Raw genomic sequence first — 17,439 nt, 5'->3', positions numbered from 1 at the left:
GCTCGACGGCGCAGCTCGGCGGGGTAGGGAGACTTACCTGGCATGGACTCGATCCTCTCAAGAGATCAAGTCTCCACCGAAACCGGGGCGATTCAAGGGGGACCATCTACAGCGACATCGAAGCCGGACATTTCATCCCAAGGGACTGCCAACCAGCGGCGAGCCAGAGTGGTCCAGATTCGCTCAACCAGCGACCAATCAGGTGACGAGCCGCTGAGAGTGATTTCCGCTTCGAGATCTGATCCCCCGATACCGTGTTCATCGTCAGGAGATTTCTCAATCACATGTTCCGCGATGTACTCGACACCGACGGCTAATTGCAGAGTGAGCCAGTCCGCCACCGGACGGCCATCACCATCGTCGGTTGCGAGACGGCACACTGCCACTTGGTCGAGATAGTCTCCCGTCCCACACTCAACGAGAAGGCGATCGTCCTCCGAGGTCAGAGCCTCGAGAAACTGAATCATCGCCGAGGAACCCTCTTCTTCACCGCTGCGGCAGTAAAAGGTCAGGCAATATGCCACGGTCACGATTCTCAACTTGCACCGAAGAGAGCGCAACTGTAACGACCCTATCCACGGTCAACCTTCCGCCTTGGATCCAGTCTCACGGCGCTCACCAGTTGACGTGCCATTGCTTGCCCGGTCGTTCAGCGGTCAACGGGATCCTGGGCTTGAGGCCTTCTTTGACGATCTTCCGATCCCGACCCTTCGCGACGTGCAGGGCTCTCGGGCCTTGTCGAGGTTGTGCCGCCGGAGAGCACCGCCGCGCTGCGCGTAGGGGATAAGGGTCGTTTTCGCGGGGCATTGGCCGAAGCATCAGCACGTCGTACCACCGAACTCGCCGACCGAGCGCCGCACCGCCGCTCACCCGCCAGGGCGCAGCTCCTCCACGGCCAACTCGACCGTCTCGCGGAACGGGAACGCCCGATCCAGCCTTATCCGTCGGCAGTGCGCCCGCAGGTCGGCGGGAGCTGCCGCGACGACCAGGGCTCCACCACCTGTCATCACCCGCTTCACGCTCGAAAGAACCGCTCCGATGGTCCAGCTGTCCCAAGAGACAACGCCGGCCAGGTCGAGGATCACATGGGGCGGATCCGGCATGGGCAGTCCCGCCATCGCGTCGCGAAGACGAGCCCCCAAGCGAGCATCGCCGCAGAACTCACCTCTCACGTGCAGGACCGCATACCAATCGTGCAGCGCCCCACGAATATCCAGCGCAGCACCAGGTTGCTCGATCATGCTGCAACCCCTGTCTCTGGCGGTTGCCCTCCATTCTGCCTCCGGCGGGGCGCTCCAGCTCCGGGGTGGTAGGCGTCAGGTCGTAGGTGGCTGAGGCGGAAGTCTGATCATCCCGCCCGCCATCAACCTGGACAAGCCGAGCAGGCCAGGGTCATGGGGCCAAGGTTGTTCAGTGTGATGAGCGGCCGAATCCGATGTCTGAAAACCACGCGTAGCGCCCTGGTCGGGGTTGATGAACATGGGCTTGGCCGTGTTCACATCACCGGACGAGCCTGACAGTACGGCCACTGCCGACTCGGTCGGGATCGCAAGCGCGAGGTCCGCCCGGCCGTCCTTACGACAACTGCAGTGAAGCGCCGAACGACCGAACGTGCTGCGCGTCGAGCACATCGCCCAATGCGACTCCTGCAGCAAGGCCGCGCCCTTGCCGGATGCGTTCCTGTCAGGTTTTACGTGGAGCCGCAGGTGCTCTTTGAGAGCCGGGATTATCGCTTGGGGGGATGCCGATGATGCGCCCGTCTGCCTGAGAGCGTCCCCCTGTGCCGCTGAACCGGATGCGACACTCCTGTCGGCCCAGTCCTTTACCGCCTGGCTGTCGAGCATGCGGACGGTGACCCGGTCGGCCCGGTCGCCTGAAGAGCATCGCCGTGTCGGGGATGGTGGAGACGATGCGGTGCGGCTCATCGCCAGACCTCCTTTTGAAACAGTACGCTGGAGCCCTTCCAACCATGTCGCGTGAGTGGAAGACCGGGGCCGCCGGAAGTTGCTGCTTCCTGCGGCCCCGCTGAACATCCAGCCGCCTCGCCAAAGTGTCCTTGGCTGCTGGTGAGCGCTCGGAATGCAGCCGGTCGCAGTCGGTCAGCTATCGAGCGGCCGCGTTGAAGATCTCGCGAACCTTGATCGAGTACGCCGGACTCTTGGCCTGGTTGATGTACGGCGTGACGGCCATGTGCGAGCAGGAGGAAGCGGCTGCGTCGGGCTGGAGATCTTGACGGAGAGGGCCCTTTTGAGAGACAGGTCCACGTCGATGGCACTCGCCTGCCAGACGAACTCACCGCTCTGTTGCAGCGCCATGAGTTGTCGCGAAGGTGCGTCCCGGCTCCGAGCGCTCGACAGACAAACGGGAGATTGTCGTACGGGACGGCTACGGTTCTGGGCGTGGCGTATCCCGAGGTCATTCCGATTTCATATGAGCCCGACTATCACACCGACCGCATCGGCCAGTGGCGCGAAGGTCAGTTCCTTGGCGGGGTTGTGCCTGCCTTCCGGGAGGGCTACTCAAGAACAGAGGATTGGTTGTCCCACAAGCGGTGGTATGCCGTCCTTCACCGCTTCAGTCCTGAAGGTCACTACCTTGACTCGCGCATCGAATGTACCGGAGCCGATGACAGGCACAGGGAGTCGGTAGATGCCGCCGATCGGCGTCTGAGCGAATGGCTCGTGGAACTGCCCGATCTAGAGTTCGGCGACATTGCCATTCGTCCGTTTCAGTTGGAATTCGATGGCGTGGTGTTCGGCCTGATGCTGGAAGACCACGAGGGCGAGGAGTGTGCGGAGCTGTACCCCGACAACCTTGGGTTCTATGCACCCTGGGACGGCCTCTACGACACCTGATCAGCCGAGTATGCCTCGAGACCGCTCTCCGGCGCACGTCAGCGCCGCTACGAGCCAAGGTCCTGCGATTTCCGCGCTGGCAGCGGGGGTTCGATGCTCAGGCGCACCGCTTCGGAAAGCATGCGGGATGTCTCCCGATCTGGTGAGGCGGTCTTTCGTCGCTAAGGAGAAATGTTCATGAGTGGTGCGACGGCGGCCGACTATGCGTGGCTGGCGGAGGAGTGCACTGATGGCTGTGGCGAGTCGGGACTGTGCCTGACCTTCGTACGGGGGTTACCTCCCGACGAAGCCTTTCGGCGGATCGGGGCCGTCCATGGAAATACCGGCGAGTTCGGAATCGCGGCCTATGCCGTACAGGGCGGGACCGTTCTTGAGTACGGATGGGCGAGGATGTTATGGGAGCAGTCGGTTCCCTTGTCCGCCGGCACCGTCGTGGCCACCGTATTCGTTGACGTCATGCACGATGACTTCTTCTATCTGGTCGACGGCCGGCGGATCAGCTCATTCAGCTGGTATGCCTACTCCCTTCGAGACGGTCTCGACCCTGATCCGCTCCTGGCCGACGTACACGAGTTGGGGCTCGACCTCGACGATGGCACCGAAGAACCGCTGGCGAGCGCGCTTGCGCTGGCCGAGCGTGCCACCGGAGTGCGGTTGCACCGCGCCGACTACATCAGACCTTCCCTGATCGGCTCGGTTGGTCAGGCCTGAGTGCGGTGCGAGGAGATCGCGACCGTCTGCACAGGAACCGACGACGGACGCTCATCGAATCCCGATGGCCTTCCAGCGACTCGGCGCGGTGGGCGAGGTCATCGGCGGACGCGGTAGCGGAGGTGTGTGGCTTCCCGTCCTCGGATGACCTGGATGGTCTCCAGTTCGATGTGGTCGGCGCCGAGGTGTTCGAAGAGCCGTCGGCCCTCACCGAGCAGGACCGGGACCAGGTGGATCTGTATCTCGTCGAGGAGCCCCGCCAGGAGACAACCCTGGGCGGTACCTACGCCATGGACCAGCACGTTCTTCTCGCCGGCGGCCTCCTTGGCGCGGCGTACGGCGTCCTTGAGATCGCTCAGGTAGGTGACGTTGGGCCACTGCGCGAATTGAGGGGCGGGCTGATGGCGGCTGAGGATGAAGATGGGCACGCCCTCGTGATGGTCTCCGCCCCAGCCTCCGGCCGGTTCGAAGGTGCCGCGGCCGGCGAGCACTGCTCCAGTGGACAGAAAATCGTCAAGGACCTCACGATCGGCCCCGTCGCCGACGCCTCCGGTCCATTCGTGGAGGCGGTGTCCGCCGTCACCCAGGCCGTTGTCGGGTCCCTCATTGGGGCCGGCGACGAAGCCGTCGAGGGACATGGACATGTAGAGGACGGTCGACGACATGACGAGGTTCTCCTTTGTTCGACGTGGTCCCTTACTTGCAGCGCTCGGGGATGGCGCAAATCTGATATCGCTTCACCGCCGGGCCGCGCACAGCGCCGTGCGACGCCAGGTGTGATTCTCTTCGCGATCGGTGGCGTTCAGAACGAGCTGAAGGGGCGTGCGTCTGGAAGGTTGGGATCCTTGTCGGCCTTGCTGGTGTCGGGTGCCCGTTCGTAGCGGGATCAGGGCCTCTCTCAGCATGAAAACCCAGGTAGAGCGATGATCGCCGCCCAGACGCCCAGACGCCCAGAGGCTCGAAGAGCGGTCGCTTGCCAGGCCGGGGGCAGGTCAGGCCATTCGCCAGGTTCGTCGAGGTTTGTGGTGTGGGCGTCCGGGGATGCCGGGGCGTTGTTGCCATGGGCGAGGGCCATCGGGTGGGCGGTAGGCGACCCCCAGCGCGTCCAGGCGGGCGTAGTGTGCCGCGTTCATCCGGCGCTCGAAGTCGTCGAAGTCGCGTTCGTCGGGAGCCGGCAGGTCCGACCAAGCCACTTCGGCGAACGCGACCAGCCGGGGAAACGCCTGGTAGTCCACTCGCCCGCGACTTTCGACGACTTCTGTCCACAGGTTGGCCTGGGTGCCGATGACGCGGGCCGCGTGAGCCGTTCCCGCCAGCCGGGGCGGTACGGGCTCGAACCGGTAGACGTCCTCCAGCGTGTGCACCCATCCGAACGGCACGGGCTCCCGGGCATCGTGGGACTGGACGTGGTCGAGGTAGACCTCCTGCTGAGGGCACATCACCACGTCGTGCCCGGCCTCGGCAGCGGCGATGCCGCCCGTGTACCACCGCCAGCACGCGACGGCGGCGCCCTCCGCCAGGCCGCCCTCCAAGATCTCGTCCCAGCCGATGAGGCGACGGCCACGTTCGGCGAGCCAGCGATCGAAGTGGCCGATCAGCCAGGACTGGAGCCCGTTCTCGTCCTTGAGTCCCAATTCCCTGATGCGTGCCTGCGCTGTGGGTGACTCGCGCCATTGGCCTTTGAGGCACTCGTCGCCGCCGATGTGGATGAACAGGCTGGGGAAAACCTCCAGCACCTCTTCCAGAACACCCTCATAGAAACGCAGTACGGCGTCGGTGGGGGCGAGCACATTGGGGCTCTTTCCCCATTCGGTCCACACCTCCAGCGCGGTGGTGTCGATGACGTCGGTGTTTCCCAGTTCGGGATAGGCGGCGATGGCCGCCTGCGAATGACCTGGGATATCGATCTCCGGGACGACCGTGATGTGCCGCTCCCCGGCGTACGCGACGATCTCGCGCAAGTCATCCTTGGTGTAGAACCCGCCGTGCGGCCGTTCCTCCCAGATCGCCGGCTCGCCCCAGCCCATGCGGGTACGCGGTCGCCACGCGCCGACATCGGTCAGCCTGGGATACCGTTCGATCTCGACGCGCCAGCCCTGGTCATCGGTCAGATGCAGGTGGAACACGTTGAGTTTGTGAGCGGCCAGCAAGTCGACGTACCGCATCAGGTCTTCCTTGGGCAGGAAATGGCGCGCGACGTCGAGCATGAATCCCCGCCAGGCGAAACGCGGCTCGTCGTGCACGGTCACGTACGGCACCGTGACCGGCTCTCGTGCGATGGGGGCACGGCGAAAGGCGTCCGGACCCTGGATCTGCCGTAAGGTCTGACGCCCCCAGAAGACACCGGCCTCGTCACCGCCCACGATCTCGGCGCCGTCGGCCGACACGGTCAGTCGATATGCCTCAGGCCGGAGTGACGGATCGAGGCGGGTACGCACGACCCCTGTGAACAGCCCGTAACCTCCGGCCCATTCGAGCCGGCTCGGTGCGGGAATCAAGCCCAGTTCGATGGTCACCGGCCCATTCTGCGCTCGGCCGCCGGCATGAGGAAGGCAGCCGGCCCGGGCAGAGATATCCACTGGAAATTTCGCCACCGGACCGCGAATCTGGCGAGCAGCCATTAAGGCCACGGCGAAAAAACCTCTGGAAGGCGTACCCGATGACACAGACCTCCCAACGGCAGGCCGAGCATCCGGACCTGCTGGTAAAGGGGCATCCTTTCCGGCAGTGGAAGACATGGCGGATCCCCGGCACCGCGTTCACCCTCACCGGCTACTCCCGGGCGAACGACAAGACCTTCTTCCACATACCGGAGTTGCGATGCGCCCTGGACGCCGGATTGTGCGAGGGGCGGCAGCCCGAGACGGTCTTCTTGACGCACACGCACCACGACCACGCCAAGGATCTCGACTATCTCGCCGCCAGGGCATCCGGCGCCGACATCTATCTGCCGGCCGAGGCGCTGCCTTATGTGGAGGCTTTCCTGCGCGCGTCCGCCGAACTGAATCACGCGGCGCCGTACGATCCGGCGCTGGCCCCGGCCTATCGCCTTCACGGCGTGCGGCAGGACGACGAATTCACTTTCGGCCCGCGTGGCCACCACGTCCGCGTGGTGCGATGCGAGCACAAGGTGCCCTGCGTGGGTTACGCGTTCAGTGAGAACGTCAAGGAACTGCTGCCCGAATTCCAGGAACTGCGGGACGACCTCGTCCGGGACGGACGCGGCGAGGCGTTCGGGCGGATCATGACCCAGAAACGGCGAGAAGGCGTGGAGGTCGACCGGCAGGTGCGCCGCCCTCTTTTCGCCTTCCTCGGCGATACGCATGTGTCGGTGTTCGAGCGGAACCCCTGGCTGTTCAGCTATCCGGTCATCATCACCGAGTGCACCTTTCTCCACGACAGTGAGCTGCCTCGCGCCGACCGGGTCGGGCACACGGTCTGGAGCCGGCTCAAACCCGTGATCGAGGCGCACCCGGAGACGCTGTTCGTGCTGACCCACTTCAGCCTGCGCCACTCCGACCAGGAGGTGGTCGCTTTCTTCCAGCGGGAACGGCACGACAACGTCCTGGTGTGGGCGCACTCGGAAAGCCATCTGCCCGAGCAGCACCAGTCCGTATCCGCCGATCAGTAGACGGGGAGTCCCGAAACGTTCATCAGTCCGGCAGGGCTTCAGGGGGAAGGCGAGAGCGGTCTGCGGGCAACAACAGGTGACCGATGTCCCGCTAACCACAAGGCATCTGAATGAATGAGCCATATCTGGCCGATCCCCCGGGCGTCGTCCCGCCGCCGCAGGACGACGCCGAGGTGATCGAGCGGTCGTGGGACGAGCCCGAACGCTTCGGCGCGGTCTTCGACGCGCACTACGCGGAGATTCACCGGTACGTCTCGCGCCGGCTCGGTCCGCACGCCGCCGACGACGTCTCCGCTGACACGTTCGCCCTTGCCTTCCGTCAGCGTCGGCGCTACGACACGAGCCGTCGCAGCGCCCGCCCCTGGCTCTACGGCATCGCGACCAACCTCATCAGCCGATACCACCGCGACGAGGTGCGTCTCCTTCGTGCCATGGGCCGGCTGCATCCGGAGGCCGAGCCGGCCCCGGGCCACGAGGACGAGGTGACGGCGAAGGTGAGCGCGCAAGGCGTCAAAGGCGCGCTGGCCAGGGCCATCGCCGGCCTGTCCGCGGACCAGCGTGACGTGTTGCTGCTGGTGGCGCTCTCGGGGCTGAGCTACGACGAGGTGGCGCAGGCTCTGGACGTGCCCTTCGGCACGGTGTCCTCGCGGCTCAACCGGGCTCGCAGGAAGCTGCGCAAGGCGCTGGGCGGCACGAATCCCCTGCTTGATGAGGAAGAGACACATCGATGAACGAACTGCATCTCGTACGTGGGGTGTACGACGACCCGCCCCCGCCGTCCAAGGAGGTCGCGGCGGCCGCCCGCGACCGGATGTTGAGCCAGGACGACACCGCGCGGCCGCGTCCTCGCCGTACGTGGCGCATGCCCATCGGCCTGGTGGCCGCCGCCACGGCCGCGGCCGTGGTGGCGGGCATGGCGCTCACCACCGACGACCCCGCGCGACCCCGGACCGGCGTGGAGGCCGCCCCGCCTGCCCTGTCGCCCCGCGGCATGATGCTGGCCGCCGCCTCCCAAGCGGAGCTGCAGCCGCAGGGTCGCTACTGGTACACGCACCAGCGCACCGCCTACGCGGCGCTCGCGCTCGGCAGGACCGGCGGGTACGTCGTGGAGGAGCGCGACGAGTACTTCAGCTGGACGGGAAGAACCCGCGGCGACGGCGAGTCCTTCTACGGCCGCACCTTCGCGGGTAAGCCCCAGACCCGCGCCGACGCCGACGCCTGGCGCGCGGCGGGCTCCCCCTCAAGCTGGACGGTACGCTCGTCGGGAGTGACCAGGACTCTCAGGACGAAGTCGGGCGCCTGGGAGGTGGACGATCCGAGCGAGAACGGCGGCGGCACGTTCGCCATCGCCGGCGTCGGCCTTTTCAGCTACCAGGAGCTCCAAGAGCTCCCCACCGATCCCGAAGAGCTGCGCAAGCTCCTGTGCGAGGGCTCGGTCAGGCTCGCGTCAGGCCGGACGGGAGCGCCGAGACACTGCGACGGCCCCAAAGACGTGCTGGACCGGGTCTTCTACGTCCTCATGGACACACCCGTGCCGCCCAAGGTACGAGCCGGCCTCATGCGCCTGATCACCGATTATCCCGGCGTGCGGCAGCTGGGCACCGTCACGGATCCGCTCGGCCGCACCGCGGTCGCCCTCGCGGCCCCGTTCAAGAGCGCCGACGGCCGCGGGACGATCCAAAATGAGGTGTTCTTCGACCAGCGAACCGGCAAGGTCCTGGGCAACCGGGATGTCCAGCTCAAACCGGGCCCCGACAGCGAGAAGTGGCAGGTTCCCGGCAGGATGCTGGACTATTGGATGGTCGTGGACTCTGGCTGGGACGACGCCAGGCCCGACCTTCCCGACTGACCCCGAGCCGGCTCGAGCGTCTGCCCGGCGGGAGCAACGGCGTTCACGCTGTCCGACGTCACTTCGCCGTGAAGTACTTCGCCGCGATCCGGGTGTGCAGCGGGAACGCCAGCTCCTGCGGCCGGTCGATCGCCAGCCACTCCGTCGTCTCGGCCGTGGCCGTCATCGGTGGGAGGTCGGCCGAGCTCGTACGCGGCCCCAACCCGAAGATCAGCACCGTGCCGTCGGGGGCGCTGAGCACGTCGAACAGCCGGACGTCGTCCGCCTGGACGATGATGCCCGTCTCTTCCCGGAGCTCTCGGGCGGCCGCTTGCTGCCAGGATTCGCCGATGTCGATGAAGCCGCCGGGGAGGGCGAGCTCGCCGCGGCGAGGCTCGACGTCACGGCGGATCACCAGCAGGCCCTCGTCCACCGGCAGCACCATCACGGCGACGGGCAGCGGGTTGAGGTAGCTGGTGTTGCCGCAGCCGGCGCAGGTCCGCGGCCATTCCTGGTCCGGGAGGTAGGCCGTGCCGCAGAAGGAGCAGTGCGAGTTTCTGGTCGTCACGATCATGAGGCTAACGCTGTGACCGGAACGGGCCGATGGCGAGTGGGTGACCGCAAGGCGCTCCGGGCCGCCCGGCTCGCGGCCGGCGGGCCGACCACCGTCGAGAACGCCTCCCACCTGCTGCCGGCCGAGCAGGACGACGCGCTGCAGGGGTTCACCTACCTGATCGCGCAGCCCGGCGGCCGGGTCCTGCTCGACAACCTCCACGTCCGCCCTGCCCGCAAACGCTCGGGTATCCGCGCCTTCGGCTGGGCGGCCGCCCACCACCCCGGCAAGGCGGTCCATCTGGAGGTGCTCAGGGACAACGCCCCGGCCGGCGCTAAATGCGTTGCCCGCCCGAGCGGTGGCCCGGCAGGATCGCGACTGATGCCGGAACGAAGGAGGAGATCATGAACGAGGTCTTACTCGATGCGATCCGCCACAACAATTGGGCGACAAAGCGGCTCGTCGAATTCTGCCAAGGACAAGACCTCTCGGCGGAACAACTCGAAGTTCGCGGCGTCGGCACCTTCGGCGGCATCCTTTCGACTCTCCGCCATGTCATCGCCGCAGACGGGAGTTACGTACGGCGCCTGGCCGGAGCCGAGCCGGCCTGGGTCGACAGCGACGAGGACGCCGACCTGCGGAAACTCCTCGGCTGGGCGTCGGAGGCCGAGCAGCTCTGGGAGGAGGTGCTGGCCAAGCCGATCGACGTCGAACGCGTGGTCGTCGTGGACGACGGAGACCGCGAGGTCCGCGCCGGCATCTTCGTGGCTCAGGCCCTCAACCACGCCAACCATCACCGCGAGCAGGTCTGCGCCATTCTGACCGGCCTCGGCATCGAGCCGCCGGACATCCAGGCGTGGGAGTACGCCTGGGCCACAGGGCGGATCCGGGACCGGAACTGACACCGGGTTCAGGGGCTCAACCAGGAGAACCCTGTGTTGACCAATTCCGCGAGCGCCTGCGGTCGGGTGAGAACGAGGAACCCGATGAAAAGGAATGCCGGTACGACCACGACGTAGCCGAGGACGAGGCCCGCCACGGCCATTCCGTGGCCCGGCCTGATGCCGCGTTTCGTCTTGCCGGTGGCCGCATGGCCCAGAACGATGGCCGTGATGGACGGGATGCCCAGCAGGAACCAACTGCCGAGGAGCCCGATTATCCCGAAGACGAGGCTGGCGACGGCGAGACCTGACGTCGGCGCCGGATTCCCCAGCGGCGGAAGGTGGCGCTCGCTGCCTTGGTGCGGAGGCTGCATTTCGTCTCCGTCCTGAATGGGCTTCGAGTCGCCACGATCTCCCACTTCTCCTCGCCAATCAAGAACCGCTATTCCTTGATGACGTTGTCGCGCGGACCGCCGTAGACAGGGTTTCTGTCGTAACGCTTGTCGGTGACGAGCAGGCGGATCACTCGGGGCTCGCGGATGGACTCCTCCGCCTCCCACACGACCCAGTCGTCGCCCACGGGAGTGGTCTGTGTGGGGCCCTCGCCGAAGCCGCCGGGGTTACCCGGCGCGATCTCCATGATGAGGAACGTGACCTTCAGCCCGCGCTTCCTGAGCTCGGGCAGGACCTCGCCGACGGTCTTCTCGTCCACCCGGAGCCCGTCGAGCGAGCTGGGCCATCATTTCGCGTCAGAGCGGAGAATGTTCAGCTGAGAGGGAGCGAAAGCCGGCCGGGGAAGCGATCGGCGAGACCCGCTAGGAAGGCGATCCGTTCGCGCGGTCGAAGGCGCTGAGCACGCGGGCGGTCGGGTCCGGCGCACCCTCGTCTCTGAGGCGGTCGGTGAGGAGGAAATCGGTCAGCTCGAACTCGGCGGCGTGCTCGTCCTCGCTCAGGAAGAAGACCCCGCCGCCGGCGTCAGGGTCCCAGCCATGCGTCAGGGCATGGTCGATGACCTCCCGCACGTCCTTCGGCGTCGGGTAGGAGTTGTCGCTCGCGCAGCCCCACGGCAGGACCGCCTTCGACAGCAGGTCCGCCTGGAGCACGCGGCTGTTCTTCCCGGCGCCCCAAACGCGCAGGCGGACGCATCTGTGGCAGTCTCGCTCGCCGGACACGTGGTGGAGCTCGCCCTTCCACACGAACTCCCGCCCGCCCGCGCGGAGCTTCCGCAACCTCGTTCGTATGGTGCCCACCTCCGCGTCGAAGCCTAGCCGCGCGCGGGCCCTGGCGGTCATCCTTCGAAACGGATCGTCGCCCCCTGGTCGGTGATCGACAACACGCGGAAGTTGAGAGTGCGCTTCTTTCCGTACCGGAACTCGCCCCTCGCGCCCTCCCCCAGTGACGAGGTGAGGCCGGGGGCCCGCACGACGACCATGTCCTGGTTGAACATGCCGCCCATGTACTCCTTGGAGACGTAGACCCTGCCGAGGCCGTACCTGCTGGAGACGCGGAAGCTCACGGGCCTCGTGAACGTGAACTTGCACTTCCCGTCGTAGCAGGCCCGCAAATTGGGTTTGGCGGAGGCGGCGGCCGGGGCCGCGGTGAGGACCGGCGGCGCGACCATGGCGCAGGCGAGGGTCAGGGCGGTGATGGCCTTCCGGGGGTGCATGGTCTCCCTTTCGTCGGCTGTTGCGGCCCGGTACGCCGTGCTCGCGTAGCTCGGCCGCAGGGGGTGAGGCCTTTGTACAAGCCGTGCGCCGGGAGGGGTCCCGAAAGGAGGCACTAGCGTCGGCGGGCGAGGTCGTACACGGCGGCCGACAGGGCGATGAGGATGAACAGCAGGACCACCATCAGGCCGTGACGGAAGGCGGTCGCCCAGCCCGCGCCGAGCGAGCCGAAGAACGTGGAGCCGGCCGTCGCGATGCCGATCGCCGAGCCCAGCCGCTGGCCCGTCTGCAGGACCCCCGCCGCGCTCCCGCCACCCTCGGGCGGGACCTCCGACAGGGTGATGGCCTGGTTGGGCGAGATGACCAGGCCGCTGCCGATGCCCGCGACCAGCAGGGGCAGGGCGGTGGCCAGGCCCGCGCCGGGCCCCGGCACCAGTGCGGTGGCGGCGATGGTCGCCGACAGGCCGGCGACCACCGTGATCAGGCCGATGACCACCACGAGACGCCCCGCGCGGGACACCAGCCGCCCGCCCACCACGCTGGCCGAGGCCGAGCCGAGGGCGAACGGCGTGATCGACAGGCCCGCCAGCAGGGGGCTGTAATGGAGGCCGCTCTGCAGGTACAGGGTGAAGATGAAGAAGATGCCGGTGAATCCGGCGAAATAGAACAGCCCTATGGCCGTGCCGAGGCGATAGGAGCGTTTCCTGAACAGCGCCAGGTCCACGAGTGGCTCACGGCGGTAGAACCGCTCCCACGTCACGAAGCCGGCCAGGATCAGCAGCGAGACGGGGATGAGCAGCCATCCGGCGTTCCCCTCCCACTGGTGGCGCTGGATGAAGGGCAGCAGCACGCCCGCCACGCCGACGCCCAGGAGGAGCACGCCCACCGGGTCCATGCTCTCCCGCCGCCGCGGCACGTCCTGCCGCGGGGCCGGCAGGACCCGCCAGGCCAGGGGCAGCAGGGCCAGCCCGATCGGCACGTTCACCAGGAACACCCACCGCCACCCCAGCTCGGGTCCGGACAGCGTGACCAGGGCGCCGCCGATCAGCGGCCCGGCGGCCGTCGAGAGGCCGATGGTGGCGCCCAGCGCGCCGAACGCCCGGCCCCGCTCGTGCCGCTCGAACATCTGCTGGATCAGCCCCGACACCTGCGGGTTCACCGTTCCGGCCGCCATGCCCTGCACGAGCCTGGCCGCGATCAGCACCTTCATGTCCCAGGCGAGGCCGCACGCCGCGCTGGCGAGCGTGAACAGCGCCACGCCCCACATGAACAGCGTCCTGCGGCTCCTGGCGTCCCCTATGCGCCCGGCCGGGACCAGCAGCAGGCCGAACGTCAGCGCGTAGCCGGAGACGGTCCACTGCAGGCCGTCCTCCGTCGCGTGCAGGCCCGCGCGGATGGACGGCAGCGCCACGTTGACGATGCTCACGTCCAGGCCGGTCATGAACGCCGACACCAGGCACACGGCCAGTGCCTGCCGCCGCCTGGCGAACCCGGTCTCCGCGCTCATCCCGTCCAGACTCTCACCGCCCTCTGAGGGTTCTCTTACCGGGTATGGGGCGAGTAACGTCCGATCATGGACACGATGACCGTCGAGCAGAACGGCATCAACGCGGTCCCCGAGGCCGAGCGGCGCGGCCGGCCGGGGGACCTCTTCTGGCCCTGGGCCGGCTCCAACCTCTCCTTGTTCGGTGTCGCCTTCGGCGTGTACATGGTGGGTCTCGGCCTGGGCGTGATCCCCGCGATCATCACCGGGGCGGTCGGGTACGCGCTGTCGTTCCTGCTCGTGGGCCTGGTCGCGGTCGCGGGGACGCGGTCGGGCGTGCCGACGATGACGCTGGGGCGGGCGCCGTTCGGGTACCAGGGGAACAAGCTGCCCGCCGTGTTCTCCTACATCTCGAACGTCGGCTGGGAGATCGTGCTCGTCACGCTCTCCGCGCAGAGCGGCGCGGCGATCCTGGCGCGAATCGCGCCCGGCGTCCCCGCCGCCACGGCCACCGCCGTGTGCTTCGCCGTCGCGGCCGTCGTGGTGATCGCGGTCGGCGTGTACGGCCACGCCATGATCATGGCGGTCCAGCGGTACCTGACGTACGCGTTCGTCGTGCTGACCGTCGTCTACATGGCCCTCATGCTGCCGAAGCTCGGCGGGTCGCTGAAGGGCGGCGCGGGTCCCGGCGAGTGGGTCGGCGGGGTCGTCTTCGCCATGACGCTGCTGGGCCTGGGCTGGGTCAACTGCGGCGCGGACTACTCCCGCTACCTGCCCGCGAACTCCCGGGCGAGGTCGGTGGCGCTGTGGACGACGCTGGGGGGCGCGGTGCCGCCGATGGTGCTGCTCGTGTTCGGCGTGCTGCTGGCGGGCGGCGATCCGAAGCTCGCCGAGGCCGCCGGGGGCGACCCGGTGGGCGCGCTGGCCCAGGCGCTGCCGACGTGGTTCCTGCTGCCGTACCTGCTGACCGCCATCGGCGGTTTCCTGGCCGGGGCGATCATGGACATCTACTCGTCCGGGCTGTCGATGCTGGCGCTCGGCGTCCCGATCAGGCGGCACTACGCGGTGCTGATCGACGGCGTGCTCATGGTGCTCGGCGGCTACTACCTGCTGTTCGTCTCCAGCAGCTTCCTCGGCACCTTCCAGGCGTTCCTGGCGATCATCGGGGTGGTGATGGCGGCCTGGGTGGCGATCTTCCTGGTGGACATGTGGCGGCTGCGCGCCGGCGGCAGGTCGTACGACGAGCGGCTGCTGCGGCCGGGCGCGCCCGCGCTCAACTGGGCCGGGCTGGTCTCGCTGGTCGTGGCGTCGGCCGTGGGCCTCGGGCTGATCACGTCGGGCGACCCGAACATCGCCAGAATCGTCGGCTTCCTGATGAGCGACGAGATGAAGGCGGGCACGTTCGCGGGGGCGAACATCGGCGTGGTCATCGCCCTCGTGCTGGCCGGGCTGCTGTACTTCCTGATCACCGTCTTCACCGGGCGGCGCCGCCAGGCGTGACGGCGCCGAGGTCTTGTGGTTACTCTTGGTGAGTAATGATGGACATTCCGTCGCGGTTGCTGCGGTGGGCGGTGCATGCCACGGCCTGCGGGCTTCTCGTGCTCGCGGTGGTGAGCTCGCTGCGCGAGGACCGGGTGGCCGTGGCCGTCGGGGGGCTGGTGCTCGGCGTCGTCTATGCCGCCGGTCCGGTGATGTCCGGAGGCCGGCGGGTCGTGTGGCTCGCGCTCGTGACGGCCGGATGGGTGGTGCTGGCGGTGGCGGCGCCGCCGTTCGTGTGGCTGGCGTTTCCGCTGCTGTTCGCGTATCTGGACGTGCTGCCGCTGTGGGGGGCGATGTTCGGGGTGGCGGTGCTGACCTCGGCGGCGATCCTGGCGGCGGTGTGGCACGCCGGTGAGCTGACCCTGCCGCTGGTGCTCGGGCCGGGCGTCGGGGCCGCGGTGGTGACGCTGCTGGCGCTGGCCTGCAAGGCGCTGCACCGCGAGGTCGAACGGCCGGAGTGAAAGATCTCGATCAAGCCGTCACGATGGCGAAGTCGGGCGCCGGGCGGTCGAGCACGGCGACCAGCCGCTGCAGCGCCCCCGTGTCCCCCTCGCGCTCCACGCCCCCGACGCCCTTGCCCGCCAGCAGCCCCACGAGCTGGTCCTTCGTCAGCCGGAGCGTCAGGTCCGCGCTCTCGTCGGCAGGCTCCCGCTGCTGGATGAGCGCGCCGTTCGAGAGCGTCGTACGGTAGCGCTCCCCCAGGTCGGTCAGGTACCAGTCGATCGACAGCCGCTCGTGCCAGGCCCGCGGCCCGTCCACGCGGATGGCGAGCGAGTCGAAGATCTGCTCGACGGACAGCGCGGCGAGCAGGTCGAGCGAGGCGGCGTCCACGGTGGCGGGCACGATGCCGTCGGACAGCTCCAGGGCGCCCATGAGGTAGAAGTTGCGCCACACGGCGTTCTCGGCGCCGTGGCCGAGCCGGGTGTAGACCTCGGCGAGCAGGTCACGGGCCTCCTTGTTGCCCTCGTCGGCGAAGACGGCGTGGTTGAGCAGCTGGGCGGCGAAGCGCAGGTCGTTCTCGTCGATGTAGCGCCTGGCGAACGCGACCACGGCCGAGCCGCCGCCCAGGCAGTCGACGTACCGGACGGCGCTCTCCCGTGGCGGGTGCTCCCACAGATGCGCCGGGTTCCCGTCGAACCATCCCAGGTAGCGCTGGTAGACGGCCTTGACGTTGTGGCTGACCGAGCCGTAGTAGCCGTGCGTGTGCCAGGCCTGCTCCAGCTCGGGCGGCATGTGCATGGCCTCGGCGATCTCGGGCCCGGTCAGGCCCTTGTTGAGCAGCCGCAGCGTCTGGTCGTGCAGGTACGCGTACATGTCCCGCTGCTGTTCGAGGAAGCGGACGATGCCGCCGCTGCCCCAGGTGGGCCAGTGGTGCGAGGCGAAGGCGACGTCGGCGCTGTCGGCGAACAGCGTGACGGCCTCGTTCAGGTAGCGCGCCCAGGCGCGGGCGTCGCGGACCATCGCGCCGCGCAGGGTGAGGACGTTGTGCTGGTTGTGCGTGGCGTTCTCGGCCAGGCACAGGGCGCGGCGGTCGGGGAAGAGGAAGTTCATCTCGGCGGGGGCCTCGGCGCCGGGCGTGAGCTGGAAGACCATCCGGATCCCGTCGACGGTCTCCTCCTGGCCGGTACGGGTGACCTCCACCGTGGGCGGGATGAGCGACACGGTGCCCGTCGAGGTGGTCATGCCGAGGCCGCAGCCGATCTGGCCCTCGGGCGAGCGGGGCAGGGCGGGGCCGTACATGTAGACGGCCCGGCGGGTCATGGCGGGGCCCGCGTAGACGTTCTCCGACACCGCGTGCTCCATGAACCCCTCCGGGGCCAGGATCGGCACGCCTCCCCCGGTGACGCCGCGTACGCCGCCGAAGTGGTCGACGTGCGAGTGCGTGTAGACCACGCCGGTGACCGGGCGGTCGCCGCGGTGCCCGCGGTAGAGCCGGAGCGCGGCGGCGGCGCACTCCGTGGAGATCAGCGGGTCGATCACGAGGACGCCGCGCTCGCCCTCGACCAGGGTCATGTTCGACAGGTCCAGGCCGCGGACCTGGTAGACGCCCTCGGCGACCTCGTACAGACCTTGCCTGGCGCACAGCTGACCCTGCCGCCAGAGGCTGGGATGGGCCGTTGCCGGGCACTCCCCCTGGAGGAAGCCGTAGGAGTCGTTGTCCCAGATGACCCGGCCGTCCACCGTTTGGATCACTGCCGGACTCAGCTTCGCGATGAACCCGCGGTCCGCGTCCGCGAAGTCGTCCTTGTCGTGAAATGGAAGGTCTGCCATGCCTAGCCGAGTGCCCGGGAATC

At 67.9% G+C, this 17,439-nt stretch carries 20 protein-coding genes; 9 read left to right on the top strand and 11 right to left on the bottom strand.

The window, feature by feature from the left end:
* Positions 1–92: 92 nt before the first annotated feature.
* Together ACIBI9_RS63925 and ACIBI9_RS63920 are read right to left on the bottom strand one after the other, a co-directional pair.
* Positions 93–530: a hypothetical protein gene (locus ACIBI9_RS63925; protein WP_397238263.1), complete on the bottom strand. Its 438-nt coding sequence runs from the start codon at positions 528–530 to the stop codon at positions 93–95.
* Between the two features lie 336 nt (positions 531–866).
* On the bottom strand, positions 867–1,241 hold the full coding sequence (locus tag ACIBI9_RS63920; protein WP_397238261.1) for an STAS domain-containing protein: 375 nt from the start codon (positions 1,239–1,241) through the stop codon (positions 867–869).
* A gap of 1,158 nt (positions 1,242–2,399) precedes the next feature.
* On the opposite strand from ACIBI9_RS63920, the gene ACIBI9_RS63915 reads away from it, so the two are divergent.
* Together ACIBI9_RS63915 and ACIBI9_RS63910 are read left to right on the top strand one after the other, a co-directional pair.
* Positions 2,400–2,855 carry a hypothetical protein gene (locus ACIBI9_RS63915; RefSeq protein WP_397238259.1) on the top strand — a complete coding sequence of 152 codons (456 nt, stop codon included), beginning with the start codon at positions 2,400–2,402 and terminating at the stop codon, positions 2,853–2,855.
* Positions 2,856–3,032: 177 nt separating this feature from the next.
* The gene (locus ACIBI9_RS63910; RefSeq protein WP_397238257.1) at positions 3,033–3,566 is read left to right on the top strand and encodes a DUF6461 domain-containing protein; all 534 of its coding nucleotides are present in this window, start codon (positions 3,033–3,035) and stop codon (positions 3,564–3,566) included.
* Positions 3,567–3,664: 98 nt separating this feature from the next.
* Here the strand turns inward: ACIBI9_RS63910 and ACIBI9_RS63905 are convergent, their stop codons facing one another.
* Positions 3,665–4,231 carry a dihydrofolate reductase family protein gene (locus ACIBI9_RS63905; RefSeq protein WP_397238255.1) on the bottom strand — a complete coding sequence of 189 codons (567 nt, stop codon included), beginning with the start codon at positions 4,229–4,231 and terminating at the stop codon, positions 3,665–3,667.
* A gap of 327 nt (positions 4,232–4,558) precedes the next feature.
* Positions 4,559–6,187, bottom strand: a complete 1,629-nt coding sequence (locus ACIBI9_RS63900; protein WP_397238253.1) for a beta-N-acetylhexosaminidase — start codon at positions 6,185–6,187, stop codon at positions 4,559–4,561.
* Between the two features lie 38 nt (positions 6,188–6,225).
* Here ACIBI9_RS63900 and ACIBI9_RS63895 point away from each other — a divergent pair, with 38 nt between their 5' ends.
* The 3 genes from ACIBI9_RS63895 to ACIBI9_RS63885 all read left to right on the top strand — a co-directional run bounded on the left by ACIBI9_RS63895 (position 6,226) and on the right by ACIBI9_RS63885 (position 9,046).
* Complete coding sequence (locus tag ACIBI9_RS63895) at positions 6,226–7,197, top strand: MBL fold metallo-hydrolase (RefSeq protein ID WP_397238251.1); 972 nt, start codon at positions 6,226–6,228, stop codon at positions 7,195–7,197.
* Positions 7,198–7,307: 110 nt separating this feature from the next.
* Positions 7,308–7,928, top strand: a complete 621-nt coding sequence (locus tag ACIBI9_RS63890) for an RNA polymerase sigma factor (RefSeq protein ID WP_397238249.1) — start codon at positions 7,308–7,310, stop codon at positions 7,926–7,928.
* Entirely contained in the window at positions 7,925–9,046 is a 1,122-nt protein-coding gene (locus ACIBI9_RS63885; RefSeq protein WP_397238247.1) for a CU044_5270 family protein, read from the top strand. The genes ACIBI9_RS63890 and ACIBI9_RS63885 overlap by 4 nt, the downstream gene beginning before the upstream one ends.
* A 58-nt stretch (positions 9,047–9,104) precedes the next feature.
* On the opposite strand, the gene ACIBI9_RS63880 is transcribed toward ACIBI9_RS63885, so the two are convergent.
* Entirely contained in the window at positions 9,105–9,593 is a 489-nt protein-coding gene (locus ACIBI9_RS63880; protein ID WP_397238245.1) for an NUDIX domain-containing protein, read from the bottom strand.
* Between the two features lie 18 nt (positions 9,594–9,611).
* Here ACIBI9_RS63880 and ACIBI9_RS63875 point away from each other — a divergent pair, with 18 nt between their 5' ends.
* Positions 9,612–9,986, top strand: a complete 375-nt coding sequence (locus ACIBI9_RS63875) for a hypothetical protein (protein ID WP_397238243.1) — start codon at positions 9,612–9,614, stop codon at positions 9,984–9,986.
* Positions 9,983–10,480: a DinB family protein gene (locus ACIBI9_RS63870; protein ID WP_397238241.1), complete on the top strand. Its 498-nt coding sequence runs from the start codon at positions 9,983–9,985 to the stop codon at positions 10,478–10,480. The genes ACIBI9_RS63875 and ACIBI9_RS63870 overlap by 4 nt, the downstream gene beginning before the upstream one ends.
* An 8-nt stretch (positions 10,481–10,488) precedes the next feature.
* Here ACIBI9_RS63870 and ACIBI9_RS63865 read toward each other — a convergent pair whose 3' ends face one another.
* From ACIBI9_RS63865 to ACIBI9_RS63845, 5 genes are all read right to left on the bottom strand, one after another.
* Positions 10,489–10,878 (bottom strand): DUF4190 domain-containing protein, encoded by a 390-nt coding sequence (locus tag ACIBI9_RS63865; protein ID WP_397238239.1) that lies wholly within the window; start codon positions 10,876–10,878, stop codon positions 10,489–10,491.
* Between the two features lie 23 nt (positions 10,879–10,901).
* Entirely contained in the window at positions 10,902–11,171 is a 270-nt protein-coding gene (locus ACIBI9_RS63860; protein ID WP_397238237.1) for a hypothetical protein, read from the bottom strand.
* A 103-nt stretch (positions 11,172–11,274) separates the two neighbouring features.
* Positions 11,275–11,688: a hypothetical protein gene (locus ACIBI9_RS63855; RefSeq protein ID WP_397238235.1), complete on the bottom strand. Its 414-nt coding sequence runs from the start codon at positions 11,686–11,688 to the stop codon at positions 11,275–11,277.
* 59 nt (positions 11,689–11,747) lie between these two features.
* A complete protein-coding gene (locus ACIBI9_RS63850) occupies positions 11,748–12,125 on the bottom strand; it encodes a hypothetical protein (protein ID WP_397238233.1) in 378 nt (125 codons plus the stop codon).
* Between the two features lie 113 nt (positions 12,126–12,238).
* Positions 12,239–13,630, bottom strand: coding sequence for an MFS transporter (locus ACIBI9_RS63845; RefSeq protein ID WP_397238232.1), 1,392 nt, complete (start codon positions 13,628–13,630; stop codon positions 12,239–12,241).
* A 66-nt stretch (positions 13,631–13,696) separates the two neighbouring features.
* Between ACIBI9_RS63845 and ACIBI9_RS63840 the strand changes: the two genes are divergently transcribed.
* Both ACIBI9_RS63840 and ACIBI9_RS63835 read left to right on the top strand, forming a co-directional pair.
* Positions 13,697–15,106, top strand: a complete 1,410-nt coding sequence (locus ACIBI9_RS63840) for a purine-cytosine permease family protein (protein WP_397238230.1) — start codon at positions 13,697–13,699, stop codon at positions 15,104–15,106.
* Between the two features lie 35 nt (positions 15,107–15,141).
* Positions 15,142–15,606, top strand: a complete 465-nt coding sequence (locus ACIBI9_RS63835) for a hypothetical protein (protein WP_397238228.1) — start codon at positions 15,142–15,144, stop codon at positions 15,604–15,606.
* 10 nt (positions 15,607–15,616) lie between these two features.
* On the opposite strand, the gene ACIBI9_RS63830 is transcribed toward ACIBI9_RS63835, so the two are convergent.
* The gene (locus ACIBI9_RS63830) at positions 15,617–17,416 is read right to left on the bottom strand and encodes an alkyl/aryl-sulfatase (RefSeq protein WP_397238226.1); all 1,800 of its coding nucleotides are present in this window, start codon (positions 17,414–17,416) and stop codon (positions 15,617–15,619) included.
* Between the last annotated feature and the right edge of the window lie 23 nt (positions 17,417–17,439).

This window comes from Nonomuraea sp. NPDC050451 (genome assembly GCF_044458585.1).
The sequence above is the reverse complement of the archived record's forward strand: the minus strand, read 5'-3'. Positions and strand labels throughout refer to the sequence as shown.